Source organism: Gulosibacter sp. GYB002, from assembly GCF_036577665.1.
Lineage (GTDB): Bacteria > Actinomycetota > Actinomycetes > Actinomycetales > Microbacteriaceae > Gulosibacter > Gulosibacter hominis.
Genome location: NZ_JARBDD010000001.1, coordinates 231,783 through 257,048, shown reverse-complemented (window position 1 = coordinate 257,048; position 25,266 = coordinate 231,783). Strand labels below are relative to the sequence as shown.

Here is a 25,266-nt window from a genome sequence, read left to right as displayed (position 1 = left end):
TTCTTAACCTCCGGTTGCGGTACCGGCTTCCACCCAAGGGCAAGCATTGACCGCTCGCCCTCGGGTGGAATCTGGAGCCGCTCACCAGTCGGTGAAACGAACTCTCGCATTAGCTATCAGCCGGCACCAGTGCAGCGAACGGGAACCCGTTTTCGACACCCACTTGGATCGGGTTCGCGACCGCGTAGCCGACACGGAACTTGAACCGCAGCGCCACCATGTCGCGCTCGGCGAGGTTGATGCCTCCGACCGTTGCCTGGTCGAGCAGCTTGACCTGCACGTCCTGACGGATACCGAGGATGGCATTACTTGTGTCACCCACGAGTGCGCTTGCCACATCACGCTTCCAGGATCCGTTCTCCACGTAGTGCAGACGTTCACCGTAGACCGACTCAGTGGCACCATCCTCACGGATCGCGGTGAGGTAGATCGGCTGGCCGTTGCTGTCGCGCAGGCCACGCAACTGCGGCTTCAGGAATCGGCCCGTGTAGACCGCATTCACGTCGAACCCGTCCTCTTCAACCTTGCCGAACGTCTGGTTCAGGTCTTCAGCCAGGTCCTTCGGGGTACCGCTTCCAGCGGTGAACGTGTTGCCGGCAGCGATTGCGCCGGGGACGAGCGCCGGGTCCTTCCAGGTTGCGGGCTTGCCTTCACCGAAGAACACCGCGAGGTCGAGTAGTCGACCGAACTCCTGTGCCACCAGCGGGCGCACCTCACCCCAGATGTCGAAGTTCGAGTCATCCAGCACGTTCTCGTGTACTGGGATGATCACTGCGAGCTCTTCAGCGATGAGCTCCTTGCTGTCCCACTTGACCTCGCTGGTGGGCTTCACGCCACTTGTTTCAGTGGCAGACTCGGTTACCCAGCCAGCGGTTGGCAGCGCCGACAGCACCGGCATGCGGGCCGTCCCAGCGGTCATCTGGATCGTGCGGAACGACGCCAGCGCTGCAGAGGTTTTCGTGCCGCCCTTAATGATTTCGTTGATGTCTTGACGCGCCAGCAGGGCAAGCGCATCTTCGCGTGCGATATCAGCCATTTGGTTTCCTTCCAAACAAAAAACGCCACCCGATAGGTAGCGTCGAAACGATTGATGTTGTGGTTATCCGCGCGCTGCGCGCAGGATGTCGTTCATTGTCGGAGGTGCAGGCGGCGGCGTTGCGCCCCGCTGCCCCTTGTCAGGGTCGGGAATGAACCGTCGTGCCGCGAGTTCCGGGAACTCTTCCACGAGCTTGTCCACTGCCGCAGCAACGGCTGATTCATCAACCGTGCCTTGCTCATTGACCTCGATTGCCGAAAGGTCAATGAGTTTCGTCGCCAGTTCCGGGCGCGACAGCTTGCCTGCCGCAGCCGCTTTCACCGCGTACTGCACACTCTGAGCAGCAAGCACCGACCGCACCTTGGACTCGGCCTCCGTGCGCGCCGCCGCTAACTGGTCATCAAACCCGGCCACCTGCTCACGCAGGGCAGCTGCCTCATCACGCGCTTCGTGCCACTTCTGCTTCATCGCGTCCAGCGCTTTCTTACCTGGATCACCCAGCGCTTCAGCGCCGTGCTGGTCCTTGGTTGGTTGCTGGTCTGATGCTTGCTGTTCAGATCCCATTGCGGGCCTCCTCTAACTTGAATCTTGTGTCAATATTGCCGGTGAACTGGTATAATTGAAGTGCTGGGGCCCCCACGTGAGACTTGAAATAACAGTCCGATTGAAAACGAGGGATCGGCCCCAGTCTTAGTTCTCGAGTTGGATTTCTTCCATCCCTCCACCATGCGCCACCCAAAGTCGCTTAATGCGATTATCTGGATTGCGGATGTTGTACGCCGTCAGCTGACTACGCAATACGCTCCGTAACCATTGGTTTTCCAAGTAGATTACGAAGTTTTCTTTGCGAACACCTTGTGCCCGTGCCCTTGCTACAGAGCCCCGAATGTGGCTGCTTATGGTCTTGTACTTCTGAACACTCACCTTCAACTCGCATACAAGCGAACCATTTGTCAGCCATCTGAAGTCATTTGTGGGGAGTAGGCCGCCATCTTGGTTTCGTTGTCGGCGGGGTATCCACGAGACTCTTTCACCCCGCGCTTCAAACCATTCCAAGAACCGAATCTCATGAGGCTCCAGCATCTCACCGTTGGTACTTGATTTCAGCGCAGCCTGCCGCTTGGCCCATTCTTCTTCTTCGTCTCCGCCGCGCATCGGACGTTGCCTGTTCGGTGGTTTCCCACCGCCCGAATTTCCCGTAAGCCGGGAAGCATTCGGGTCGTATCGACGACTCCCGATCCCCGCTGCGGCCTGTGCACGCTTACCGCCCTTCGCCAGCGCGACCACCTCAAGCCGGCGCAAATCGTCCAGCGACAGGTCATCCAACGCCAGCACCAGCCTGGTCAACCCGGGCGGTGCCGATGTCTGCAGCGCCCAGTTCTTCAACTGGTCGACCTGCCGATACAGGCCATCCACCTCACCCGGTGACGGGGCACGCAACTTCACCCCCAAATCGGCACTGTTCGGGCCAATCGTTACCGGGATCTTGCCAGTCCGCTCGTAATACTTCAGACGGTAATTCGCGTCGTAATACCGACGCTCGGCGGATGTCATCGTGTACCGATTCAACGGGTCCCGAACACCCGTCCGACGTGCCTCAAGCACCGCTTCACGTGCCGCCGCAGCCCGACCGCCTTTGCCGAGTTCTCCGTACCCCTCATAGAACCTGCCGAGGATGTTGCCGCCACGCACCTGCGGCCCGGTGATGAAGCCCTCCTGCCGCATCAAGCGGATCGCGTCATCACGGGACTTCGCTTGCTCGTAGATGTCGTCAATCGTGAGCCGGTGCGGGGTACCGAACTTCCGTGCACCCTTCGCGGTTGCAAGACCACGCTCACGAATGTTCACCACCCGGTAAATATCGGCACCGTCACGGATCGCCTGCGCATCAGCCTTGCCGAACAACCGATCCTGTTGTTCTTTGGTGAGGCTATTGAAATACGCGTACGGGTCAGTCGTCAGATCCCCAGCATGATCTTCACGAACAGGGATGTGGATGCAGTCACAGCCAGGATGCCGCTGAAACCCTTCGTTCCAGCGATACCAGCGCCCTGCAAGGATCACGCACCTCGAACATGACGGCGGCACCAGCTGCCGCACATACCCAGTCACCTGCGGCCGCCGCGTCATATCGGCAGCCACGACACTGCGCACCGTGTCCGACAACGTGGTGAGTGTCATCGTCAACACCAACGCCGACACCTGTTGCAGTGCCAGCTGCGGCATCAACCCGCGCGACATCCTGGTCTTGGCACTAATCGCGGCCTGCTCATACAGTCCGTCAACGGTGCGGCCGTCCGGTGCGTACTCCAAGAACCGTTCAAGGTTCAATTCACCAACCGGCTCGGTCGCGAGCCGAGTTTCGCGAAGTAACGCTGGTGTATACGCCGCTGCCGCTATGGCAGCTTGTCTCCGGTACCCTTGCAGCGCACGCACCAGATGCGGTCGGATCACCTGCATGGATGCATCCACCTGTGTCGGGTCAACCCTGCGCCACAGTTGTTGCGCGGTGACTCCGGCTCTAGCCGAGATCACCTTCCGTTGCTGCTCGAACACTCGAATCGCGTTCGGAATCACTCGGTACCTCCAGCTTGGCGGCCGTGAACGGCATTGCATCCTGTTCAAGGCGCGCCATGTTCAGCACTCGATCCACTTCACTCGGTGACAGCCCGTCCAGCTCGAGCAGGTACTCGAGCGGGTACCCCATCGACCGCTTCTTCATCAGCGCGTCCGCCAACTGAGATTCCGACCGGATCTCCGGGTTCATCCACGACACCGACGCGTCCATCACCGCATCAGCCATCCCGGCTGACCCACCAACGAGCGCCGCCAGCCGGTAAATCTCGCGAATCGCAGGAGTTGCGAATGTTTGGAACTCGAGCGTCTTCTTCACCAGCCCGATCTCCGACGCTTTCAAGCCCTCGCTCGACACGTTTGACATGCCAGTACGAGTGATTAGATACGTCGGTGGCGTGCGAGTCTGTGCTGCGATGTGCCCGACAGCCTGTTCGATCACGTCAGTGAACACATCGAGCTTCGCCGCTTCCCACGCCCCGATCTTCGCGTTCGGATTCTGCAGGTACATCAAGCGCTTTTCTTGCAGATCGCGAATATCGATCAGCTTTTCACCGATCTTGTTGCCGTATTCGTCCACGAGCGGAATCTTCGGCGGCCCTTGCCCCATGACCACGCGTGCAGGCATCGATGCATAGTCCGCAGACAAGAACAAGTACGCCCACAGCAAGTTAATCGCGTCCTGTAGTGGCGCCACCGGGGTGATCTCCGAAACTGGTTCGCCAAACAGCAACGGGCGGTTCGGGATCTCCACAAACGGCACGTCACCGATCACGTTTCGGCTGTGCCAGGACTGTCCGTCCATCGTGCGCGGCATCCACGCGCCAGTGCCCGCACTGCGTCGAGCTTCCTTGATCTGCGACAACCCCATACCAATCGCACGAGATAGTGGCCGCTGCCACCGCCACACCTCGTCACGGGTGTACAGCGTCGCCAACTCAAACTCGTCCTCGGCCCACATTTTCAGGGCGGCACGACGCCGCCGCAAGTTGCCCCACTCGTACTCGATCTCCACCTGCCCGGCATGCTCCCACTGCATGATCGGGTTCCCGTCACTGTCACCATCGACAGAAACGTATGACCTACCCCCGTACAGCGTGGCGAGAAACCCGTGCGAAGACTGCGCCTCCATATCGTTCCGCTGCCACCAAGTCCACAGCATGCGCTGCAGCTCACGGTCATCAGCTTTCATGCCCGTATGGCGGATGCGCTCACCAACTGCATCCACCACCGGACGACACCAGTTATCCGCAAATCCGGAATACCGTGCCGCGTTCGCTTTCTTCCACTCACGAGTCGCGAACGTCAACGGCTGCTTACCGAGGTAGTAGTCCTCCCACAGCTGCAGTTGCGCACGCCGCTTCGACAACCGCTCCGACAACCGATTCGTGAGCGCAAGCGCTTCTTTCGCTTCCACACGAACCCCCTCTAGAAATACACGTAGTCACTGATCTGCTCTTCACGCCCAGCCGCTACCGCGTCCGCACGGGCTTCATGCGCCAACACAGCAGCCATAGCAGCATCGATCTTCTGCGCCTGCGATGCTTTACCCAGCACATACCGGGATCCGCGACGCGCGAGCTCAACCGCGTTTCGGATATGCGACTCCAACTCGCTGTCACCGGAATGCGAAAACGCTGAGCCTTCGTGCAGCACATCATCGCGATACCGTTCAAGTGCTGAATGCATCTGCACCGGCCGGTACGTCTCCCAGCGGAACACGCGCTTGGGGTATCGACCGGCAAGCTCGTCAATCAATGTCGCCCAAAATGGTGGGTCGCAGTACGCGCGCACCACCTCGAACCGGTCAAACAGCTCTTCGAACGCTGCCCATACCTCTTGTTGCGGAACCCGACCATCTGGCCATTCCCGTGGGTCCCAGATCGTGCGCCGCCCACCGTGATACACCGGCACGAACTGATGCCCATCCAATGTTTCTGCGATGATCGCCGTGAAGTCGTCCACTTCTGAACCGTCAAACCCGAGCACAATCCGTGTACCGCCCGGGACTGGCTCGTCAGTTGCCCGCGCAATCCACTTAGCGATTGGCATCCACGCACCCAGGCCCTGCACCAACCGGTTCCCGTAGAACCGTTCGGCCTCGGCCGGGCTTTTCTCACTCAGCTCGGCCGCCTCAGCCAGGATCGCTTCGACATCCACCCACGGTGCACCCGCATAGTTCCATTCAATGATCTGACGCCGCTCATCTACGTCATCCCACGACAACCCAACCGGTGGCGAACGGAAATCACGCTGCACGTCAGCCGCAGTCGATTCGAACGTGCGCTGCGCCACCGAATCCTCCGACGGGTCCCACGCATTCGTGGTCTCAACCGCACGACCGCCCGTACCCGACAAACCACGGCGAATCGTCGTCGCCAACGCATGCCCGGCCGTCCCTACCCAGACACCTGTTTCATCCAGCACGGCAAACGTCACACGAGCACCAAGCCGCGACCGCGCTTTCGCTGACACCGGCTCGATCCGCGCTTCACCATGATCCGGGATACGAATAACATCTTCACCCGTTTTCGGAAGCACACGCGCAAGCGGCCCCAGATTAATCATGTCTCGCAGCAACCCGTACACGTTGTCGGTTTGCCCTTCAGAGGTCGCGACAATCTGAATGATCGGAACCGTCCACCGACGACCCAACGGCTCCCCCGGTTGAAACACGTATTCCCAACCACACGGGCAGCCATTGTCCGCACAGGCATACACCTCACCGCCCACGGCCCACCCATCAAACACAGCAGGCCCGACAGCCTCCAAGCACACCAGCGCGGCCTGCAACGGCGACTTGCCCCACTTCTGCGCCCGCACCAACTGGGAACGTCGATGCACAAACGCCGGGGCAAGCATCCCCCGCTTCGCACCAGCCGCAACCAGGTAATGCCCGGCAGTGAACGCAAGCTGCTCGTCAGTGAACCGAAACGGCACCACGCCCTCACCCGAAGTGATCACACAATGCGCTTCAACCCACTCCAACGCGACATAGAGCGGGACATCAACACGCTCCACGCTCGCCTCCTAGTTGACAGCTGACAACCGCGCACGCACCGACCCCGGCGCAGGCTCAACCGATTTCTTCTTCGACGACCGCTTCTCGCCCACCTCATCCTCAGCAAACCGCCAACGATGCCGCGCCATCCCCGAAAGCGAAATGCCCAGCTCCTCCTCGAAACGACGCACCTCAGCACGCGCAGCAGCGGGCGCATCCGGCAACAGCGAATCATGAAACGCCACCAGATAGTGCGCCACCTGCACGTGCAACGAATACTTCGCCCACATATGCGCCTGCGGCAACTTCCACAGCCGCCGCCACTGCTCCAACATCCACTCAGTCGGCAGGCCTTCAACCTCAACCTCGCCGTTCTCAGCAAACTTTTCCGCAACTGACGGCAACGGCCACTTCGGCGCCCGGCCAGGACGACCACGAGCAGGCAACGTCACCCACCCAGCAGCGTCATCCTTCCGCAACCGACGCAACGCATTCGGATCCGGAGCCGGGCCAGACCGAAACCGCGCACCACCTGACCCCATAACCCCTCCAAATACTTAAACTTGCAACCATTTGAACCTGACAAACCAAAAATCGCCCTCCCCGGCGGTCCTGGAGCCTTGGTGTTGTCGGGGTGTACCCCCACCCTTACGGGTCGATGCGGTGCCAGCCGCCGGGTTGGTTGGTTGCGGTTTCTTTGCTGTGGCAGTTGTGACACAAGCCTCGACCGCGTTGTGGGTCGTTGGGGTTGAGTCCGAGCTGTTCGAGGTCTCGTCTGCTGTGTGGATGGTGGTCGGCGATGGTTGCTGGTGCGAGTTGGCAGACGGTGCAGATTTGGTCTCGTTCGAGGACTGCGGTTCGGAATGCTTTGTGGTGTTTGTTGTTGTAGCCGCGTGTGGCGGCTGTGCCTCGTGCCCGGTCGGCTTGGGTGGTGTGGGTTTGGCACCTGGTGGAGGTGGTGATCTCTGGGCAGTCTGGGACGTTGCATACCCGTAGCCTGGTCATGCCGGTTCCTCCCGGTTGTGTGGTGCCCCATGAAGTTTTGCCAGGCGGCCCCATCGTCGGGCTCTTACCGATCGGTGCGGTCACCGTTCCTGCACCGATCCGCTGATAGCGTCGCCGGGCCTGGGCTTCTGCTGGCATGGCATAGCTATGACTCCCAGACCTGTGGCCTAGGGCATGCCAGCATTGCGCCGTCGTGAGGTATCGAACCCCACCCTTCCGGTTTTGGAGACCGGCCTGCACCCTGTGCTCGACGACGATTGGAAAACGACTGTGCCCCGAAGATTGTTTCTCCGGGGCACAGTTATTGCGCAGGCTCAGCCTAACACACGACTGCGACGTTTGGGGCCAGTGTCACTTCCCAGTCACCATTCGGTTGTTTCTGCACGATCATCTGGTGGTCGCGCAGGGCTGGCAGATTGCGGGCACGCCTCGCGGCGAGGAAGTCTCGCCACTCCATGCACTCATGAAGCTCCACATACCGGCGGCCTTTGACTTTGCGCATCCCGATACCGTCATCTGCGATCCACCGCTCAAGTTGCCGTACATCCCTGCCGACCCGTTCCGCTGCATCCCGAATCGGTATCCACTGCGGCACCGTCTGCTGCCAGCGGCAAGAGTCGCAGCGTGCCCCGTGAAGCTGTAGGTCAGCCCAGACCTCGCCGCCGCACTCAGGGCAGGCGCGTGGACGAGCCGGTACCGGTGCGCGGCCCTCGAGTGGCCACGCCCGCAGTGGTCGGATCAGCCACACATCCATGAGGTCTCGATACACCGGGAATGCTTCATGGGCTACGACATCCGGCCACCATGACCGGAGCCTGCCGGTGAGGCTCACCGTCCACTTACGCAGTGTCTCCGATGTGTCAGCGACCACGCTGGCTACACCCACTGGCTCACCATTAGTGGCGCACCGCACCATGTGGGATGTGTCCGCGAACCCGAAGCGTGGGAGTCGCTCCCTGAAATAGTCCTCCATCTTCCACAGTTCAGCGAAAGAGAAGTCGATCTGATCCATCGGGTTGAGCCTGGCAGGTGCCGGGGTCAAATCCCTTGCCCTCGGCTGGCCATCTCCCATGTGCACGCCCGGCACCACCAGGTGCGCGAGATGCTCTAGCAAGTCCGGCAGCTCAGCCAGCGCTTCCTCATAACGATGCACCGGTAACGACACAACTCACTCCCGCCCGCTGGTTTGTTTGGTGTACTTCATGTGGCAGTAACAGCTCTGGTTCGCGCAGCAGTACGGTGTCTTGCACCGTGCGCAGCAGCGACGATTAAACCGCTCCACACTGTATTTGGGCGCGTACGTATTAAGCATCGTCCACCTCTCCGGCCATGATCGCTTCGATAGCGGCATCTATGACGTCATCTTTGGTTTCGAAAGCCTCACCGAATTTGACGCAGACCTCACCGACCTGTTCACCATCTCGATAGATCACCCCGTAATCCGACCGCGTTGATTCATCATCCAATTCGAAAGGCCAGTCAATCTCGTACTCGATGCCGTCCCAGGTAAATCGCCCAATAGTGGCTTCATTCATCATTCTGCTCACCCCTTAGTGCCGCTTGGAACTCAAAGAATTGTTTATTTAGGACTGCAAGGCGCATCGAGTCACAATCCGGGCACCAATACCGGCCCCACAATGTCCCCGCCGGTGCACCACAGTGGATGCATTTATAGCCCGACGGCTGGTGGCAAATGTGTTCCCCCAGCGCTGCCTCCAATGCCACCATTGCACCCTTCAGGAATCGGTTGATTTCCCACGTTGTGAGGTCGTCCCACTTCTCCACGGTCATCTCGTAGCTCGGTGCCCGTGCTGCGCGGTCGATCATTTCGTCGGTCACAGTGATTGGCGCGCGTTCCCCCTGCATCATTACCCGGGTTGGTTTCCCCCTTGAACCGCAACACAGACCTGTCAAGATCAAGCGAACATAAGAGAACAATGAGGTTTTCAAGGTCAGGCGAATGCCACACATAGTTTGAATACGAACATGCGTTCTCCCCGCGCCGTGGCCGATACTGAAGCTCTCGGTCTGCCGCTTTCCTCGTGAGAAACACCAGGTCCTCGTCCGGTTCGCGGTGCCGACTCATGCGACATGCAAATAGATCAGTTTCGCGTTCTACTAGCTCCTCCAGCTCGTCATCGTCGAGCGCGTTGATATCGGTGCTGAGGTTGTAGTGCTCGTCTACCCAGTGCCGATCATAAGGGCCGTCGTCTACGTCCCAGAATGTAAGTTCTCCTTCGTCGTCGCGTCGCCACACATCGCGCATGATCTGGTAGAAGCGCGGCGCGCGGGTCATGCCGATGTCGGGGCCGGTTTGGTCTTCACGTAGCTCAGTGACGATGCGCCGGAACTCGCTGGCGGGTTCTTTAATGTTGTCTAGATTCATGATTCGTTTCTCCTAGAACGGTGGTTCGTCGCTGCTCATGCTCGGTTCAAGGTCGGAGGCCGCGACAAGCTCTGCCGCAAGCTCAGCCTTCGACGCGATGCCCTCCAGCCGATCCAGCGTGCCTTTCGCCTCAGCAAGCTCTCGCTCCACCAAGGCCGTGCAGCGGCGCAGGTTCTCGGCGGCTTTCCCGGCCTCGTCACGCAGGGCGTAGAGATAGCCCGACACCTCACTCACCGGTCTTCGTCCTCTCGCTCGTCGTCCGCTCTGGCGAATGCCTCCGCGATCAGCCGGGTCAGCATTCCGCCGCCTGGCCCCTCCGCCCAGCCGCTCACGTCGTGCTCCCGTCCCCCGGTTGCACGTCATCGGGGAGCACGTCTTTCAATTCCATTTGTTTCATTTCCTTAAGTGGTTGTGGATAGCGCCCTTCGGTGGCGAGTCACGCGCCGTTTCCAGGGCTTGTTTCGGCTGCGAGTCGCTGTTTCACTTCGTCGAGGTGGTGTTTGAACACGTCTACACAGGCGCGCGTTGCGTAGTACTCGGCCTGAGTGATGATGTGTTCGATCTGGGATAGTCCTTTCCAGGTTTCGTCGAGCCTGAAAGTGATGAGTTTGTGGAGCGCGTCTTGGTGCAGGATTTGCAGTTGTTCGTAGAGTTCCTCGGTGCTGGTCATGAGGTCTGCCATTCCCCCTGTTCTTCGCCTGGACTGGTTACTGTTTCGATCTTGGTGGCACTTGCTTCCAGTCGTGCGCCACGGAATACTTCCAGCCGGCTGCCATCCAGCACTCGGCGCAGCGCCGCCCAGGTAAGCCACTGTCCGTGTTGAAGAGCGCCCACTGGATCACCAAGATCGGGGATGGCCCAGTCATGGTGCGGTGGCATTCGTAGCACTGCACTTTCGCCGGGTCCCAACCGACGATGCCTTCGCTCTTCCCCTCGACGGTGGGCAGTGGGCCACCGTGTGATTCGAGCGTGTACCCGTTGAAGTTTTCGAGTCGCATATACTTACCGTCTTTCATTACGCCGGTTTCACCACATTTCGGGCATGGCTGCCCGCAGGTTTCGCCCTTGCCGCCACACATCACACACATGCCATCTTTGCTTTCTCTAGACATCGGTTCCTTCTCGATACGCGTGAGGCCCGACTCAGGCGGCACGAGAGCGCTCATGTTCGGTTCAAGGTCGGAGGCCGCGACAAGCTCTGCCGCAAGCTCAGCCTTCGACGCGATTCTCTCCAGCCGATCCAGCGTGCCTTTCGCCTCAGCAAGCTCTCGCTCCACCAAGGCCGTGCAGCGGCGCAGGTTCTCGGCGGCTTTCCCGGCCTCGTCACGCAGGGCGTAGAGATAGCCCGACACCTCACTCACCGGTCTTCGTCCTCTCGCTCGTCGTCCGCTCTGGCGAATGCCTCCGCGATCAGCCGGGTCAGCATTCCGCCGCCTGGCCCCTCCGCCCAGCCGCTCACGTCGTGCTCCCGTCCCCCGGCTGCACTTCAGCGGGGTGCACGTCTTTCAATTCCATTTGTTTGTCTCTTTCTCGGGTGTCGTCGCCTAAAACGGTGGTTCGTCGCTGAACATCTGCTGCTGGCTAGGTTCCGGGGCCTGTGGCGGCTGCTGCGCCGTCCACGAGGCCTGGCCCTGGCTAGGAGACGCGGGCGCGCTGCTCGATGCTCCAGCGGCCGCCCAGCCACTCCCAGACGTGGTTGCGCCTGCCTTCGTCACCTGCGCGGTCGCATACCGCAACGACGGGCCCAGCTCTTCCACCTCCAGCTCGATCACGGTGCGTTTGTCACCTTGCTCGGTCTCGTACGAGCGCTGCTTCAACCGCCCCTGCACGATCACTCTGGCTCCCCGCTGCACGCTCGAGGCCACGTGCTCGGCAAACTCACGCCACACCGTGCAGCGCAGAAACAGCGCGTCACCATCACGCCACTCACCTGCTTGCCGATCAAACACCCGAGACGTCGACGCGACAGTGAAGTTCGCGACCGCCACACCATTCGGCGTATACCTCAACTCCGGATCCGCAGTGAGGTTCCCCACCAGCGTCAGATTCGTTTCTCCAGCCATCCCTAAATCGGTCCTTCCCCGTACCCCAGCCGGCACGCTTTCATTCCTGCCTGCTCCCGCCACGCACGCACATTCACACGCGGCACACGCAACTGCTCTGCGATTGTCCGGTCGTCCCAGCCACGAGTAACCGCGTCAATCGCACGCCGATACGCCTCATCCTCGGCACACACACCATCGGCGTCGATGATGCGTTTCACCGCCGTCGCCACCAGATCCCGCACCTTGCAGCCGTCACGGTCAGCGATCCTGGCCAGCTTCCCCCACACCTTCGACGGCATCGTCACCGGCACCGTCATCAGCTCAGAATGGTTCTTCATCGACATACGACACCCCCTCCTGCTCGTAGAAGTCGGTCAGTTTGCGTTCGTACACCCGCTCTTCGATCCACAAATCCCGGTTGAGGCGAGCGTCCCTGCAAGGCCCACAAGCCTTGTCGTGCCCGTTCGGATGCTCTCGACACCCAATCGGCGGGGCATTCAGCAACAACGGACGTTCGGGCATCACCGCTCGCTCTGGCTCGCGCTCTCGCTCCCACCGCGCATCCCGCACTCTGCGCTCTTCCCGCATCTGCTCTCGCGCTCGCTCGCCCGCTCTCCCCACAGCCATGAACTTTCGTGAAACTTCGCGATCTGGTTGTGGTGGGGCCGGGCAATCCGTTTCCGCGCCCCTCTGGTCGGTCTTGAGCGGCCTGGTGAGTTGTAGCCACTCGGCGTCGTCTGCCTGGTACAGGTTGAGGAACCCGCACTCCTCCAGGATCAGCAGGTGCTCGAGTATCCGATCCGTCGCTGCTTCGCCCGGGTACACATCCGCCGCGATCAGTTCCGGGATCATCGCTCGTCTCCCCCACGGGTCGGTGTGCACCCACAGCCCGATCGCTGTCGGTTTCACCTCGTGCGGGATCCTCAGAAACTCTGGTGACGCGAGATCCTGCGCCGATATTGCTCTCTGTCTCGGACGCCGTGACACAGCGATCATTCCCTTTCGCGAAGCCATCGATGATTCGGTCGACAGCGAAGTTCAAGTCGTATTCGTCAACGATGAAGCACTCTGTCCAGCCTCTGCCCAACGGCAGAATCCCGTAGGCGTCGTTCTCATGTCGGAATGCTTTCGGGAACCACACCGCCAGTTCACGCAGTGCCTCACGTTCCCAGGTGGCGTCAGTGCCGCGTACGTCCAGGATGAGGTGCGCTCCGTAGCGCACCTGGAGCCAGATGCGGTGCTGTCGCCATGCACGTCCCACCTTGAGCACGCCCCGGCCTGGGCCGAACACGTCCCGGTAATACGTGACGTAGGTTGTCGCGTACTTCGGCATCTCGCTCATCGGTTGTTCTCCTTGCATGGTGTCTTGCTGCCGTCTTGGCCGAGTCGCCACCAACCAAGGCCGTCCCAGATCGGCCGGTTTTCGGGAGCGTCGGCGGGGTCGACGGATGACGGCAGCGCCCATCCGTTTGCTTCGCCCTGTTTCCCGGAATGCGCGATGCCGTGGCAGCCGGTGTGATTACCCCACCCGCACAAGTGGATGAGGTTGGCGACCTCGTGGCCTCCGCCACGCGACCGGAACAGTCGATGGTGCATCTCGGTTGCTGCCGCTGCGTTACAGCCCTCGCAGATGCCCCGTGAGCGGCACTCCACGATTTGGCGCACGTTAGCTGGAATGCCTTTGGTCATGACGCGACCCCCGAGAGCAGAGACCGAACACGGTGCGTCTCGTGCTGGTAAGCGTTGTCTTGGCGGAACCGTGACGGCCACGCCCGACGCACGTTGACGATGGCTGTCGGGTCTTCCCGACGGCCAAGCTCATGAGCGAATGTCAGTTCCTTGAGGTATCGCTGCACACCCTCCGGGTCGAGGCCCTCACGTTCCACTAATTCTTCAAGCATCATTTCGTCTCCGCTCGCATGTTTGCGTTCACGCTGCGCAGCAGCTCTACGTCACGCCCCAGGGCACGGTCCCAGTCCTTGGCATATTCGAGTTCGATCCACGCCATATCGGCGGTTTCACGCGCGTCGATCACTCGCGTGTCGGCTTCTGCGAGCTTCGACCGTTCCGACACCGACATGCCCTGAAACTGTTCGGCGAGCTCTAACGTCGCGCGAGCAATCGCCAGCTTCAGATCACGTTCCGCCGCCCGGAGTTTCTCTTTCGCTTTGCGCAGCGCGTACGGTGCGCGTGCCACTGCTTGACGTGCTTTGAGGAGCGCGCCTGCTGCCTGCACCGGGGTTGGGAACAACTGCGCCAGTTCCTGCTCATCAAGTGCGGCAATATCCACAGCCACCACTTCGAGCGGACGCTGTACCACTTCCCCAGTCATCGGGTCGATGTCGCTCATCGCTGCCTCCTGGTGCCTGCCATGACCAGTGGCGTCGGTCGCTTGTGTCGCGCATGCTCGTCCGCCGCTACCTGCTTAGCGAGCGCCGCCATGCTTTCGGCAAGCTCCCGCTGCGGGGCGGCGAGCTCGGCCTTGCGTGCTTTCCACTCGCGGTTGAGCACGGTCGTGAATGCCCGCTGTTTTTTCATGTCCTTGCCGAGCTGCTCGAGTGCTTCGAGAGATTCCGCTGCCTGGATGCGTGCGCTCCAATCCGGTGCAGGCTCGTCAGCATCCGGTAGTGTCGGCGCGTCGTCACCCTCGGCAGGGTTCGGGACGACTTCTACGATGTCGCCGAACGCGCGTCGATATGCCGCTCGCAGCGCGCGGGCGCCAAACATGGCCATAGGCTTCGCGAACCACAGACGCTGCCATTCAGGGTCAGCCGGTAGCGATTCGTCCCAAGAGATCGTCACCGTCGTCGGTACCGCTTCCATGCGGTGGACGGTCGCACGCGCGAACCTCGGGTGCCGATTGGTGTCAGTCGGGATGAATACCGTCGCCCAGTCCCGGCCGTCTATCGAGAACTCGGGTTCCCCCACTCCGGCCCACTGGCCGGACGCGAGCACGATTGCCGAGATCTCCGCGAGAGTTGCTGCCTGAGTCATCGCGCACCTCCAGCCAAACGCAGTGATTGTGCCCCAGTGGGGCAATCGACGCCGTACTGTGCACGGAGTTCTTCTTCGTACGCTTCGCACGCCGTCACGGCGGTGTCTACCTGCTCGCGTAGCACTTGCAGCTTGGACTTTTGGGCGCCGGTGAGCTTGGTTTCGTCCAAGACACGGTTCCAAGACGCGGCCGTTAGCATTGCCCCTCCCGAGGCGCCCTGCACCTGCACCCCGAACTTTGAGTGGTCACGGCGCTTCAGCAGCTTCGTGAGTTCGGTTTTCGCGGTTTTTTCGATCTTCGCAATCGGGTCGAGATCGCGTTTCGCGTCGATCCAGCGTGCGAGTGCGCTCTCGGTGGCGGTGTCAAGATCGTCTGTCTCTGGGCAGTCGGCATCCCACCACGCCAGAAACTCGAGCGCGCGGTCGTGTAGCCAAGCGATGTGTTCTTCGTCGCGTTCTACCCACTGCCAGTCCGGGTCGGTAAGCGGTCCCTGCCCGTCCTTGTCCATCACTTCCCGCACATACAGCGCGCGTGATGCCCCGGTGACGAGCATTTGCCACTGCATCTGTGATCGATGCTCGGGAGGGATCATGCCGAGGTCGTGGCCGTGCGCGTGTGATTTGACTTCCGCTACCACGTCGTCGCCGATACCGTCTGGTGTGGCCCGAAACCTGGCGTCGTGCGCGTCGGCCCACAGTGCCGAGTTCGGTTCGATTGACGGATCGATAGTGGCTGCGAAATCGACGAGGATCGCTTCGCGTTCGTTGCCGCGCCGGGTGTGCTTGTTGCCCCGGAAGGTTGATCCGTTGAGTTTGTCGTCGAGGATCTTGACCCAGGCTTTACGCCCGCCGGTAGCGATGGCGTGTGCTTCGGATGCGGTAACGCCCTCTGAGCGGGCGGCGATCCATTCTTCTCGTGGCGCGTCAGCGTCGACGATGCTTTGTCCGGTGATCATGCTTTGCCTCTTGTTTTGAAATATTCGAGAATGTCCAGCTCGTCGTGGACAGGTGGTGGTGTGACGTCTTGGTGCGTGGCCCTGAACCGCGCGATACGGTCTCCCGAGATTGGGAAGTCGTAGCCAGCGAGTACGTGGGCCGCGTCGAGTTTGTAAAGCGGCCGTCCTGCTTTGTCTGGCTCGATCTGATGCATGTAAGTGGGCACGATCATTTGGCGGTGCCCTCTCTGTCAGCGTCTTCGCCGTGCATGAGTTCGTCGAGCGCGTCAGCGTGGTAGATGACCCACGCGAGACCCGCGAGCGACATGACCACCAACGCCGGGTTACTCGGGTTGATCCACAGCGCGGCCAGCCCGAAGATCGTGGACACGAGCGCGGCCACGCCCCAAAACCAATCAATACGGGTCATCGGATCGCCTCCCGTTTCGCGATAGCGTCGATCTCGTCACGCAGCCGCTCAGCGGCCCGCTGGTCTCGGCGGGTGGTCATGTCAGCGGTAGCGAGATGACGGGTGAGACGGCGCCGGACACGGGCCGCACGGATACGATCGAAGATGTTCATCAGCGGTCCTCCTCGGCCATGAGTCCGTTATTTTCCAGAATCCACTCACTGATCCCCATGCGGATGTAGTCGAGCTGTCGCAGTTCGTCGTAGTAGCTCTGCACCGTGGCCCCATGCTCAGCGTTCGCCAGCTTTATCGCGGCGGTGAGCATGGCCCGCTGGATTTCTTCTACCTTGTCGTACGCCAGCTCGTAGCCGTCTGGCGCAGAGTCGAATTCGCGCAGCAGCGCAGCGAGTTTTGCTTTGTTCTCCGTGTTTGGCTGCTGACCGATGGTGAGTCTTATCGACTTGGTTCCCACTTACGCCACCTCATCAATCAGGTGTTCGGGCTCGACACCGAGCCGTTCAGCGATCTTCGCGAGCGCGAACGCACGCACATACAGTGTTTGACGCACTTGCCCGTTGTGATGACGTGGCGCATTGTGCTGCGGACGAAGCTGGAACTTGTCCGCGTGCTCGGCGTAGGCGCGCCACTCATAAACATCGATCATGCGGCCATGCGAGTCTGACCAGCGCTGCCCGACATGCTTGCGGTACGCCCAACCCCAATTGGTGAGCGCGTCACGCAGTTCGGACTCTTTCACCCCGAGGACTTGCGCGGCGTCTCTGATTATGAGCACGTCATCTTCGACAGCGACGAAGCTATCGACGTACTCAACCTTTGGCTTGTCTTCCTCAACCTTCGCTTCGAGCTGCATCACCTTTGCAGTGGTGATCTGCAACGCCTGAGCGACGATCTCCTCATCGGTCAGCGCGAGTCGCTGTCCGTATCCGCCGGTCTTACGGATAGATGGAATGACCTCGTGGGTAATCCAGCGCTTGAACGCCTTCGCCTGCGGCTTCCGCGAGCCAAGGATCAGTGAGTAAAGCCCAGGCTCATTTACGGCGTTGATTTGGCGACCCTCATTTGAGATGAGGGTGACCTCGTCTTCATCGAGACGAGTTAGCGCTTGGGACGGGTTGCCAATTTCAAGCACGCGGCATACGTCTGCCGCGACGACCCACGGTTCATCATTAATCATGAGCGCGCGTACTTCGTGCGACTCGAACTGGAATGGTAGAATGTCTGTAGACATTGTTTGACTTTCTTTGTCTGGCCCTCGTCCTATGCACGTAGGTACGAGGGCATTCTTTATTGGCGGCGTTCGCCGAATCGGTCGGTCTGATCGGTTGCCTGGCTACGGAGCCAGTCGCAAACGTCAGCCCAGCAATAGAGCCGCTGCCGGTTCACAACCGTGAATCGCGGCCCCTTACCACGCCGCCCAGCCGCACTCTTTAACCAGCTGGTGGTCATGGCCGGGATGCGTTCAGCGAGCTGCTCGTCAGTGAGGTACTGCTGTTCAGCCGGGAGGTTCATCTGCCCTCCCCGTTTGTTTTGCCCTGAGTAAGTGTGGGCGCGTCACCACAAACGGCTACCTTGTTGTCATGGGACTCTTTGACAGCATCCGCCGCATCTTCAATTCGCCAGAACCCAAGAAACCCTCGTTGCGTGATGACGGCACAGCAAATCCAGCACGCGATATCAGTGACCGTCCGAATCGGCATACACATGAGGACAACCGACACGAGTCGGTTTACCTCGGTGATGACCTGGCCAAGGAGCTGCTCGTGCCCAATAACGACGGACTGCCACCGCTGCATTTCACTACCTACCAAGGTGCAGAGTGGCTGACCGAAGACACTAGCGGCAAACTGGTGAACGTCCAGAACCGCTACCTTCGTCGTATTGGCGTTTGGGCTAGTCGTGTACGTGGAGACCAGCACTACCCCAATGCTGCGAAGCTCGGCCCTGCCGAATTTGTTCGAGAACCCGACAACGAGCACGACCCGAACGCGATCGCTATCTACAGCGATGGCGCGAAAATTGGCTACGTCAACAAACAGAAGGCTGTTGGACTCACGAAACTGCTTGACGCTGGCACCGTGCTTCAAGTGCGCATCATTTCTATAGACCCGCCCAAGTGGGTCGCAGCTGAACCACACGTCATGACGCATCTTCGTCGAAAAATCGGCTAGAGCGTTCATGCTGTTACTTCTTCGCGTGGGTCGTTGATGATCTCGAATGCTTCGCCTAGCCCAACTCGGTATAGAGAACAGACCGATGCCATGAACTGTGGGCTAGGGGCGTCACCGCCCTCTATCCGATAGATACTCGCTCGAGAAACACCAAGCAGCTTGGCCTGGTCATCGACGCTCGTGAGGCGTGTGAGCTCTCGCTGCCGCTTCAGCCACCCACTGCGCATCCTAATGGTTGGTGTCATTTACGCGACTCCTAATCTCATTTGTGCTATTGCATAGCGAGCATAGCATGCAAAATCTCATTCGAACACCTGTTCCGAACATTTGTTCTCACTTATGAGACTTCCTACAAAGCTGTGAGCCGCGTAACGACTACATAACGTCTCACAAGTGCGACACAATTGGTGCCATGAAGCGTGGAGAACTAACACCCTTTGAGAGCTGGATAGCAGCACGCAGCCAGCTCTCCACCACTGGCGATTTTGCTGATCATTGCGGCGCGTCGCGCGCTACCTACTACCGGCGGCGCAACGAAACGCCGCTGCCGATCGAGATGGTGTCCTCTATCTCTAAGGCGGCCGGCGTCTCACTCGCACACGCACTGATAGCTGCCGGCTGGATTGACCGTGTTGAGCTCGACTGGCCGGACACGCAAACCGCGCTTGAGTCGGCGAGTGATTCCGCTCTGCTTACGCAGCTCCTACACCGCGCCACACTGCGCGAACAAGACGACCACACCGGCCCATCGCACAGCCCTAGCACGCCACTCGCTCCGGTCACCGGCCTCCACACAGACCCGCTCCCCTACGCCGCGCTCACCGACGACACAGAACACCGCATGGACCGCGTGCAAGACGAAGGAGACATCTAAATGGCCCGCACATTCCAACTCGCAGGCGTGATCTTCATCATCTCCGCCATCACGCTCATCTTCACCTACTCGACAGGCGCCGGAACCTATGTACTCACAGTCGTGCTTGCGTCCGGCATCACCGCCCTGCTGTCTGGATTCCTGTGGCTAACCGGACGCATGATCAATGCCGACAACAACGCACGAAGCGAAAAAGACGGCGCGTAGACATGCAGTCCCTCAAAGACTGGGTAGAGGCTGTCGAAGCGCGTCCTCGCGCTACCGCCACAAGAACCCTCCTCAACCCACGCGAAGCCGCCAAAGACTCCGGATCAGGCTGCTTCAACGGGCTGCTCGATAACGAACAGTTCGCGTGGATCAAGCTTCCCAACAGCCCACATGGCGCACGAGCGCTCGCCAACGACGTCATCATCAACCGGTTCATGCGGTCGGTCAATGCCCCCACCCCAACAGCAGAACTTGTCCGCGTGAGTGCCGACCTCTTCAACGCCTGGCGCACACCCGCCCAGTGGTACGGCCAACCAATACGACTCCACCACGACCTAATCGGGCATGCCTCCTACCATGTCCCCACCGCCATCGAATCAAAAACAAACCACTTCGAGCATCACACCGATGACGATAACGCCAACCGGCAAGCGCTCCTTGCCGCCATGTGGGATCTATTCGCAGGATTCGATGATCAATGGCTCTACGATGCGGCAAACGATCACTCCATCTGGTCATTCGACCACGGACTCTGGCTCTACACCGAAGCCTTCGACTGGACCCCGGACCTTCTGCAGCGGAAAGTCAGAGAACCAAACGAGCGCCCAGACGATGAACTGCTCTCACCAGATGCACTCGAAGTAGCGGCTATCGGGCTCAGCACAGTCACACACGAACAGATCCTCAACGCAATCTGTGCCGTGCCAGTCGAATGGCAAATCCCCAATTATGATCTCGGGGTTCTAGGCTGGTTCATTAACACCAGACTCCCCGACGTGATCTCCAGACTTTACCAACGCGCCGAAACCATCAGAAAGAGGTGAACCATGCTCTACCAATCCTGGGTACTCCGATTCGTCCCAGACGTTGCACGCGGCGAGTTCACTAACATCGGCGTGCTCGTCGGCAATGACGGCATGGACTGGCACCTCATCACCACCGACTCCGATCGCGGCAACCAGCGACTTCTAACCGCAGCGCCCATCGCTCGTCTCGGCACCCGAGTACGTAACGCAAACCAAGCGGCCGATCAACTCGCAGGTGTCCACGCCTCCAGTCTGTTTGTCGATGACGTCGAACGCATGCGCGAGATCTTTAACAACATCCTCCAGCTTTCACCGCCAACCCCACTCCTCGCGCAGTCAGCGGAACAGGGCGCCAAGCTGCTCTACGACCAACTCGTGAGCGGACGCGAGCAGCGAGGCCCACAGTCGCGTACGCGCCTAGTGAACCGTATCCACCAGTTGGATTCTGAATTCGCGCGAACAAACACTGCTTGGCGCCATTACAACGACGAGCCAATCCGCTTCTTCCGACGAGCCACGCCGGGCTTGATGCGGCTCGACTCGCTGCTTGCTAGCACCGACCAGAGCCTCGCCACCCGCGCGTTTTCGCTTACCAACATGAATCCACAGGTCTCTATCGACCGGCTTAGCGGTTGGCTCACGAATGTGCGCGGCTTCCTGCGCCACAACGGCACCATCGACACTGACGGGCGAACCACCCCTCTCTCAGCAGAGCAAACCAAGATCGTCGCTGTCTACGACTTCGATACAACCTCTGAAGAAGGGACACGTTTCGCAGCCGACTTCCAAGCACTGTGCTGGGACGAATCTGTCACCCCCACACTCGTCGACGAATACGACCCAACCACGTTGCTCCTGCAGTAGCCAGAATTGTCGGAGGCTGCCCCGATACTGGTCGACATGTTCGACCCGCACGAGCACGCACATGAAACCGGCGTCACCGTAGACCACATCCCCGACCTGCCAGATCTCGGCCGCTACTACCCCAGCCACCACCACATCCAGCTACGCGCCGACCTCACCTGGATCGAAGAACGCTGCGTCCTCACCCACGAACTCGGCCACCACCGATACGGCCACCACCAATCCACACCACGCACCGAACGCGAAGCCGACCAATGGGCCGCCAACCGGCTCATCACCATCGACGCCATCGTCGAATGCGCCCGCATCTGGCCCCACAACCCCGAAAAATGGTGCCACCACCTCGCCGTGACACCCGCCATCCTCCGCGCCTGGCTCAGCCAACCACGCAACTATCAAGCCGCACTCGCCCACTACGAAACCCACACCTAATGGCCACCATCACCAGCTACACCACCAAAACCGGCACCCGCTACCGTGTCCGCTACCGCAAACCTGACGGCACACAGACCGATAAACGCGGCTTCAAAACCAAGCGCGCCGCGCAAGAATGGGCCGCCCGCAACACCGCCGCCATCCGAGACGGCACCTACATCGACCCGTCAGCCGGCAAGACCACCGTTGGCGATCTTCACGCAACATGGATCACACTCAAGGCCGGGCTGAAGCCGAGTTATCTCGCATCGCTCGAATCCACGTGGAACACACACGTAAACCCCACATGGGGCGCCCGCGCGGTTAGCTCCATCCGTAAATCCGAGCTCCAAGCATGGGTATCAGAACTCGCCACACGCCGTTCCCCAACGATCACGCGACGCGCACACGACATCCTTGCGGGCATCCTCGACCTCGCAGTCAACGACCAACTAATCCGCACCAACCCCGCCCGAGGGTTCCCGCTCCCACGAAAAACACGCGGCAGACACGCATACCTCACCTGGGAACAACTCACCGCGTTCGCTACCGAATGCGGCAGATACGAACCCTTCGTGTGGTTCCTCGCAACCACCGGCCTCCGCTGGGGTGAAGCTATCGCGCTACAAGGTAAACATGTTGACCGGGCACGTGGCCGTGTCACTGTGGAACGCTCAGCATCATATGTGAAGGGCAGTTTCGAGATCGGCACACCCAAGACTCATGAGCTGCGTAGCGTGCCGGTTCCTCCATCGGTGTTCGCGATGGTGCCGCGCGCGTTACCTGAGGTTCTTGTTTGGCAAGGCCCTACCGGTGGGATGATCCGGCGGCAACAGCTCAGTAAGGGGTGGTGGGGCGCAGCAGTGAAAGCGTGCCAGGAATCCGACCCACACTTTCCCGAGATCACTCCGCATGACTTGCGCCACACTGCCGCGTCGCTGGCGGTGTCTGCTGGCGCGAATGTCAAGGCGGTTCAGCGGATGCTTGGGCACGCATCGGCAGCGATGACACTTGATCAATACGCTGATCTTTTTGATACCGACCTCGACGCTGTAGCTCATGCTTTGGATGACCGCCTGCGGAAACTTGTTTCGTAGGAAATGTGGGCAAAATGTGGGCACGGCGTGTTTTCAGGAAAGATGAAAGCCCCCGACTTCCGCTAGTTTAAGCCGAAGTCGGGGACTTGCTGAGAGTGGACCTGAGGGGACTCGAACCCCTGACCCCCTGCATGCCATGCAGGTGCGCTACCAGCTGCGCCACAGGCCCGTGCCGAAGCAACCTCACAAATATATCCCGGCCGCTGCAACTATGCAAATCCTCGCATCAGGCCGGCTTTTTTCGCGGCCACACATCGAAGCCCATCCGAACAATCACCAGCACCAGGAACGCCGCAAACGCCACATTCGCGGCAAACGGGCTCAGCGTCGAAGCGATCAGCGACCCCACCGGTGTCAGCAGCCCCGCCGCCACACCGATATACGCGGCCGCCCGCAAATCAACATTTCTTTGCCGCACATTCGCGATCGTGCCCGACAGCCCCGTGGCAATAATCATCAACAGCGATGAACCCTTCGCCACCAGATCACTCGCCCCAAACACGAGCACAAGCAGTGGCACCACGACAACACCACCGCCAATACCGAACAGGCCCGAGGCAACACCCGCCACGAAACCAAGCACCACCAGCAGTGCCCCTAGTGCCACATCGAGGTAGATCTCCGACTCGCGGTTCGGCATCACCAAAAACAGCGACACGATGATCACGACCAAAAACGCCATAAAACTCAATTGCAAGGCACGTTTCGGCAACCGCTGCAGCAGCCACGTCCCCACCGGCGCGCCCACCACCGAGCCAATCGCCATCAGCGCGGCCAACAAAATATTGACGTTGCCGTGCATCCCATAAGCAATCACCCCGGCCAGCGCGGTCGGCACGATCGCCAAAAGTGAGGTACCGGATGCGATCCGCTGATCGATGTGAAACAAATACACCAGCACCGGCACGATGATGATACCGCCGCCGACCCCAAACATTCCCGAGGCGAGTCCGACCGCAGCACCGAGCAGCAGCAAACCCCACCAGGGGCTGCGCGTGGATTGGACCTCGTTCACCACTCCCCCGCTCGTAGTCACTACCAGAGAAAACAATACCCCCTTGGGTATATTCCCGCGGAAGCCTATGCGGTTGTGTCTCCCTCCGCCTGGCCGGCTGAACCCGATGCATCCTGTGCATCATCTTGCTCATTCGCATCGAGCTGCAGGTCAATCACCGGCGCGTCACGCCAGATGCGCTCGAGCCCGTAAAACAGGCGGTCTTCTTCGTGGAACACGTGCACCACGATGTCACCAAAATCAAGCAGCACCCAGCGTCCCAGCTGCAGCCCTTCTCGACGCAGCGCTTTTTGGCCGTGCTCGACGCGCAGCCGATCCTCGACCTCGTCGGCAATCGAAAGCACCATGCGCTCATTGCGGCCCGAAACCAGCAAAAACGCATCGGTTAGCGGCATGTTTTCGCTCACGTCGAGGCCAACAAGGTCGAATCCGCTGCGCTCATCTGCCGCAGCTGCGGCGGTGCGGATGAGTTCGAGTGCGCGGTCAGTGGCCGTCATACGGTTGTGATCTCCTCAGGTTCGTTGTTTGCGGCGGGCTGGGCCGCGTCGGCAGCGTCACCCACATAGAGCGAATTTTTGGTGATGTATTGCACCACACCATCCGGCACCAGGTACCAAACCTGTTTGCCGCTGGCCACGCGTGCGCGGCAGTCGGTGGATGAGATCGCCAGCGCCGGGATCTCGAGCATCGACACCCGCTCGGGTGGCAAATTCAGTTCAGGCAGGTCATGACCGGGACGTGAAACCGCCACAAAATGGGCGATCTCAAACATCTCCTCGGCATCTTTCCATTCGAGGATCTGCGCCACCGCGTCGGCCCCGGTAATGAAGTAAAACTCGGCGTCGGGCATCAGTTTGCGCAGGTCGCGCAACGTATCAATCGTGTAGGTCGGCCCGGGCCGGTCGATGTCGACGCGACTGACCTTGAAACGCGGGTTTGATGCGGTGGCGATGACCGTCATCAAATAGCGGTGTTCGGATGCCGAAACCCCAGTTTTCATATAGGGGTTACCGGTGGGTACGAAATACACCCCGTCGAGGCCGAAGTGCTGAGCCACTTCACTGGCCGCGACGAGGTGTCCGTGGTGGATCGGGTCGAATGTACCGCCCATGATCCCGATACGGGGTCGGGCGGTTGGCTTCGCGGCGCCCACCGCAGATGCACTAGTGCTGATCGCCCGACTCGATGATCGGCTGGCCGGGGTGACCGACCGGCTCGTGACGAATCACACGCGAGTGTTCGGGGTGTGCCTTCGACATGTTGCGGAACGAGAACGTAACAGCCATCAGCGCCATCATGATTGCGAAGGCCAAGATACCGAAAACAATCGGCGGGAAAACCATGTGGCCGGGAACGACAACCATCGTGTCTGCAGCCTGAAAAAGAACCTGTTCGAACATAGCAACCATCCTAAC

Annotated in this window: 36 protein-coding genes, 2 tRNA genes and 1 pseudogene; 7 read left to right on the top strand and 32 right to left on the bottom strand. The window is 60.2% G+C overall.

The annotated features are described in order from the left end of the window. Nucleotides 1–109: 109 nt before the first annotated feature. The 26 genes and pseudogenes from PV375_RS01150 to PV375_RS01025 all read right to left on the bottom strand — a co-directional run. Nucleotides 110–1,072 (bottom strand): annotated as a pseudogene (locus PV375_RS01150) (phage major capsid protein); the annotation flags it as partial. Between the two features lie 27 nt (nucleotides 1,073–1,099). After that, nucleotides 1,100–1,600, bottom strand: a complete 501-nt coding sequence (locus tag PV375_RS01145) for a phage scaffolding protein (RefSeq protein ID WP_332105785.1) — start codon at nucleotides 1,598–1,600, stop codon at nucleotides 1,100–1,102. A gap of 126 nt (nucleotides 1,601–1,726) precedes the next feature. Then, the gene (locus tag PV375_RS01140; RefSeq protein ID WP_332105784.1) at nucleotides 1,727–3,613 is read right to left on the bottom strand and encodes a VG15 protein; all 1,887 of its coding nucleotides are present in this window, start codon (nucleotides 3,611–3,613) and stop codon (nucleotides 1,727–1,729) included. Then, nucleotides 3,558–5,027, bottom strand: coding sequence for a phage portal protein (locus tag PV375_RS01135; RefSeq protein WP_332105783.1), 1,470 nt, complete (start codon nucleotides 5,025–5,027; stop codon nucleotides 3,558–3,560). Before PV375_RS01135 ends, PV375_RS01140 begins: the two co-directional genes overlap by 56 nt. Nucleotides 5,028–5,038: 11 nt before the next feature. Beyond that, on the bottom strand, nucleotides 5,039–6,631 hold the full coding sequence (locus tag PV375_RS01130) for a hypothetical protein (RefSeq protein WP_332105782.1): 1,593 nt from the start codon (nucleotides 6,629–6,631) through the stop codon (nucleotides 5,039–5,041). A gap of 9 nt (nucleotides 6,632–6,640) precedes the next feature. Then, nucleotides 6,641–7,015 (bottom strand): hypothetical protein, encoded by a 375-nt coding sequence (locus PV375_RS01125; RefSeq protein ID WP_332105781.1) that lies wholly within the window; start codon nucleotides 7,013–7,015, stop codon nucleotides 6,641–6,643. A gap of 787 nt (nucleotides 7,016–7,802) precedes the next feature. Then, nucleotides 7,803–7,871, bottom strand: a tRNA-Trp gene (locus tag PV375_RS01120). A gap of 64 nt (nucleotides 7,872–7,935) precedes the next feature. After that, the gene (locus PV375_RS01115) at nucleotides 7,936–8,628 is read right to left on the bottom strand and encodes a hypothetical protein (RefSeq protein WP_332105780.1); all 693 of its coding nucleotides are present in this window, start codon (nucleotides 8,626–8,628) and stop codon (nucleotides 7,936–7,938) included. Between the two features lie 292 nt (nucleotides 8,629–8,920). Further along, nucleotides 8,921–9,154: a hypothetical protein gene (locus PV375_RS01110; RefSeq protein WP_332105779.1), complete on the bottom strand. Its 234-nt coding sequence runs from the start codon at nucleotides 9,152–9,154 to the stop codon at nucleotides 8,921–8,923. A 131-nt stretch (nucleotides 9,155–9,285) separates the two neighbouring features. Then, complete coding sequence (locus PV375_RS01105; protein WP_332105778.1) at nucleotides 9,286–10,002, bottom strand: hypothetical protein; 717 nt, start codon at nucleotides 10,000–10,002, stop codon at nucleotides 9,286–9,288. Nucleotides 10,003–10,014: 12 nt separating this feature from the next. Beyond that, complete coding sequence (locus tag PV375_RS01100; RefSeq protein WP_332105777.1) at nucleotides 10,015–10,236, bottom strand: hypothetical protein; 222 nt, start codon at nucleotides 10,234–10,236, stop codon at nucleotides 10,015–10,017. A 202-nt stretch (nucleotides 10,237–10,438) separates the two neighbouring features. Then, nucleotides 10,439–10,672: a hypothetical protein gene (locus tag PV375_RS01095; protein WP_332105776.1), complete on the bottom strand. Its 234-nt coding sequence runs from the start codon at nucleotides 10,670–10,672 to the stop codon at nucleotides 10,439–10,441. A 37-nt stretch (nucleotides 10,673–10,709) separates the two neighbouring features. After that, complete coding sequence (locus PV375_RS01090; protein ID WP_332105775.1) at nucleotides 10,710–11,363, bottom strand: hypothetical protein; 654 nt, start codon at nucleotides 11,361–11,363, stop codon at nucleotides 10,710–10,712. Between the two features lie 183 nt (nucleotides 11,364–11,546). Continuing rightward, on the bottom strand, nucleotides 11,547–12,065 hold the full coding sequence (locus PV375_RS01085; RefSeq protein ID WP_332105774.1) for a single-stranded DNA-binding protein: 519 nt from the start codon (nucleotides 12,063–12,065) through the stop codon (nucleotides 11,547–11,549). Nucleotides 12,066–12,067: 2 nt separating this feature from the next. Further along, on the bottom strand, nucleotides 12,068–12,391 hold the full coding sequence (locus PV375_RS01080) for a hypothetical protein (protein ID WP_332105773.1): 324 nt from the start codon (nucleotides 12,389–12,391) through the stop codon (nucleotides 12,068–12,070). After that, nucleotides 12,369–12,899, bottom strand: coding sequence for a hypothetical protein (locus tag PV375_RS01075; protein WP_332105772.1), 531 nt, complete (start codon nucleotides 12,897–12,899; stop codon nucleotides 12,369–12,371). Before PV375_RS01075 ends, PV375_RS01080 begins: the two co-directional genes overlap by 23 nt. A gap of 486 nt (nucleotides 12,900–13,385) precedes the next feature. Further along, a complete protein-coding gene (locus tag PV375_RS01070) occupies nucleotides 13,386–13,736 on the bottom strand; it encodes an HNH endonuclease (protein ID WP_332105771.1) in 351 nt (116 codons plus the stop codon). Then, a complete protein-coding gene (locus PV375_RS01065; RefSeq protein WP_311478418.1) occupies nucleotides 13,733–13,951 on the bottom strand; it encodes a hypothetical protein in 219 nt (72 codons plus the stop codon). The genes PV375_RS01070 and PV375_RS01065 overlap by 4 nt, the downstream gene beginning before the upstream one ends. Continuing rightward, nucleotides 13,948–14,397 (bottom strand): hypothetical protein, encoded by a 450-nt coding sequence (locus PV375_RS01060; protein ID WP_332105770.1) that lies wholly within the window; start codon nucleotides 14,395–14,397, stop codon nucleotides 13,948–13,950. Before PV375_RS01060 ends, PV375_RS01065 begins: the two co-directional genes overlap by 4 nt. Further along, nucleotides 14,394–15,041 carry a hypothetical protein gene (locus PV375_RS01055; protein WP_332105769.1) on the bottom strand — a complete coding sequence of 216 codons (648 nt, stop codon included), beginning with the start codon at nucleotides 15,039–15,041 and terminating at the stop codon, nucleotides 14,394–14,396. Before PV375_RS01055 ends, PV375_RS01060 begins: the two co-directional genes overlap by 4 nt. Further along, nucleotides 15,038–15,997, bottom strand: coding sequence for a YqaJ viral recombinase family protein (locus PV375_RS01050; RefSeq protein WP_332105768.1), 960 nt, complete (start codon nucleotides 15,995–15,997; stop codon nucleotides 15,038–15,040). The genes PV375_RS01055 and PV375_RS01050 overlap by 4 nt, the downstream gene beginning before the upstream one ends. A gap of 208 nt (nucleotides 15,998–16,205) precedes the next feature. After that, nucleotides 16,206–16,406: a hypothetical protein gene (locus PV375_RS01045; RefSeq protein WP_332105767.1), complete on the bottom strand. Its 201-nt coding sequence runs from the start codon at nucleotides 16,404–16,406 to the stop codon at nucleotides 16,206–16,208. Beyond that, on the bottom strand, nucleotides 16,403–16,558 hold the full coding sequence (locus PV375_RS01040) for a hypothetical protein (RefSeq protein ID WP_332105766.1): 156 nt from the start codon (nucleotides 16,556–16,558) through the stop codon (nucleotides 16,403–16,405). The genes PV375_RS01045 and PV375_RS01040 overlap by 4 nt, the downstream gene beginning before the upstream one ends. After that, nucleotides 16,558–16,857, bottom strand: a complete 300-nt coding sequence (locus PV375_RS01035; RefSeq protein WP_332105765.1) for a hypothetical protein — start codon at nucleotides 16,855–16,857, stop codon at nucleotides 16,558–16,560. Before PV375_RS01035 ends, PV375_RS01040 begins: the two co-directional genes overlap by 1 nt. Continuing rightward, a complete protein-coding gene (locus tag PV375_RS01030) occupies nucleotides 16,858–17,634 on the bottom strand; it encodes a phage antirepressor (RefSeq protein ID WP_332105764.1) in 777 nt (258 codons plus the stop codon). It lies immediately after the preceding gene. A gap of 56 nt (nucleotides 17,635–17,690) precedes the next feature. Beyond that, nucleotides 17,691–17,915: a hypothetical protein gene (locus PV375_RS01025; protein WP_332105763.1), complete on the bottom strand. Its 225-nt coding sequence runs from the start codon at nucleotides 17,913–17,915 to the stop codon at nucleotides 17,691–17,693. A 68-nt stretch (nucleotides 17,916–17,983) separates the two neighbouring features. Between PV375_RS01025 and PV375_RS01020 the strand changes: the two genes are divergently transcribed. Further along, on the top strand, nucleotides 17,984–18,574 hold the full coding sequence (locus tag PV375_RS01020; protein WP_332105762.1) for an HIRAN domain-containing protein: 591 nt from the start codon (nucleotides 17,984–17,986) through the stop codon (nucleotides 18,572–18,574). A gap of 5 nt (nucleotides 18,575–18,579) precedes the next feature. On the opposite strand, the gene PV375_RS10515 is transcribed toward PV375_RS01020, so the two are convergent. Beyond that, on the bottom strand, nucleotides 18,580–18,801 hold the full coding sequence (locus tag PV375_RS10515) for a helix-turn-helix domain-containing protein (RefSeq protein ID WP_442903916.1): 222 nt from the start codon (nucleotides 18,799–18,801) through the stop codon (nucleotides 18,580–18,582). A gap of 185 nt (nucleotides 18,802–18,986) precedes the next feature. Here PV375_RS10515 and PV375_RS01015 point away from each other — a divergent pair, with 185 nt between their 5' ends. From PV375_RS01015 to PV375_RS00990, 6 genes are read left to right on the top strand one after another with little or no spacing between them, the layout of a single operon-like run. Further along, entirely contained in the window at nucleotides 18,987–19,448 is a 462-nt protein-coding gene (locus tag PV375_RS01015; RefSeq protein WP_332105761.1) for a hypothetical protein, read from the top strand. Beyond that, nucleotides 19,449–19,655 (top strand): hypothetical protein, encoded by a 207-nt coding sequence (locus PV375_RS01010; RefSeq protein ID WP_332105760.1) that lies wholly within the window; start codon nucleotides 19,449–19,451, stop codon nucleotides 19,653–19,655. A 2-nt stretch (nucleotides 19,656–19,657) separates the two neighbouring features. Beyond that, nucleotides 19,658–20,479 carry a hypothetical protein gene (locus PV375_RS01005; RefSeq protein WP_332105759.1) on the top strand — a complete coding sequence of 274 codons (822 nt, stop codon included), beginning with the start codon at nucleotides 19,658–19,660 and terminating at the stop codon, nucleotides 20,477–20,479. A 3-nt stretch (nucleotides 20,480–20,482) separates the two neighbouring features. Beyond that, nucleotides 20,483–21,325: a DUF3037 domain-containing protein gene (locus PV375_RS01000; protein WP_332105758.1), complete on the top strand. Its 843-nt coding sequence runs from the start codon at nucleotides 20,483–20,485 to the stop codon at nucleotides 21,323–21,325. A 36-nt stretch (nucleotides 21,326–21,361) separates the two neighbouring features. Beyond that, nucleotides 21,362–21,757: an ImmA/IrrE family metallo-endopeptidase gene (locus PV375_RS00995; RefSeq protein ID WP_332105757.1), complete on the top strand. Its 396-nt coding sequence runs from the start codon at nucleotides 21,362–21,364 to the stop codon at nucleotides 21,755–21,757. Continuing rightward, complete coding sequence (locus PV375_RS00990; RefSeq protein WP_332105756.1) at nucleotides 21,757–22,836, top strand: tyrosine-type recombinase/integrase; 1,080 nt, start codon at nucleotides 21,757–21,759, stop codon at nucleotides 22,834–22,836. The genes PV375_RS00995 and PV375_RS00990 overlap by 1 nt, the downstream gene beginning before the upstream one ends. 96 nt (nucleotides 22,837–22,932) lie before the next feature. Here the strand turns inward: PV375_RS00990 and PV375_RS00985 are convergent. From PV375_RS00985 to PV375_RS00965, 5 genes are all read right to left on the bottom strand, one after another. Next, nucleotides 22,933–23,005: transfer RNA gene (locus PV375_RS00985), tRNA-Ala, on the bottom strand. Between the two features lie 57 nt (nucleotides 23,006–23,062). Continuing rightward, nucleotides 23,063–23,872 carry a sulfite exporter TauE/SafE family protein gene (locus tag PV375_RS00980; RefSeq protein WP_332105755.1) on the bottom strand — a complete coding sequence of 270 codons (810 nt, stop codon included), beginning with the start codon at nucleotides 23,870–23,872 and terminating at the stop codon, nucleotides 23,063–23,065. Between the two features lie 44 nt (nucleotides 23,873–23,916). Continuing rightward, nucleotides 23,917–24,348, bottom strand: a complete 432-nt coding sequence (gene rsfS, locus PV375_RS00975; RefSeq protein ID WP_332105754.1) for a ribosome silencing factor — start codon at nucleotides 24,346–24,348, stop codon at nucleotides 23,917–23,919. Next, nucleotides 24,345–25,004 carry a nicotinate-nucleotide adenylyltransferase gene (nadD, locus tag PV375_RS00970; protein ID WP_332105753.1) on the bottom strand — a complete coding sequence of 220 codons (660 nt, stop codon included), beginning with the start codon at nucleotides 25,002–25,004 and terminating at the stop codon, nucleotides 24,345–24,347. Before nadD ends, rsfS begins: the two co-directional genes overlap by 4 nt. 10 nt (nucleotides 25,005–25,014) lie before the next feature. Continuing rightward, complete coding sequence (locus tag PV375_RS00965) at nucleotides 25,015–25,251, bottom strand: hypothetical protein (protein WP_332105752.1); 237 nt, start codon at nucleotides 25,249–25,251, stop codon at nucleotides 25,015–25,017. Between the last annotated feature and the right edge of the window lie 15 nt (nucleotides 25,252–25,266).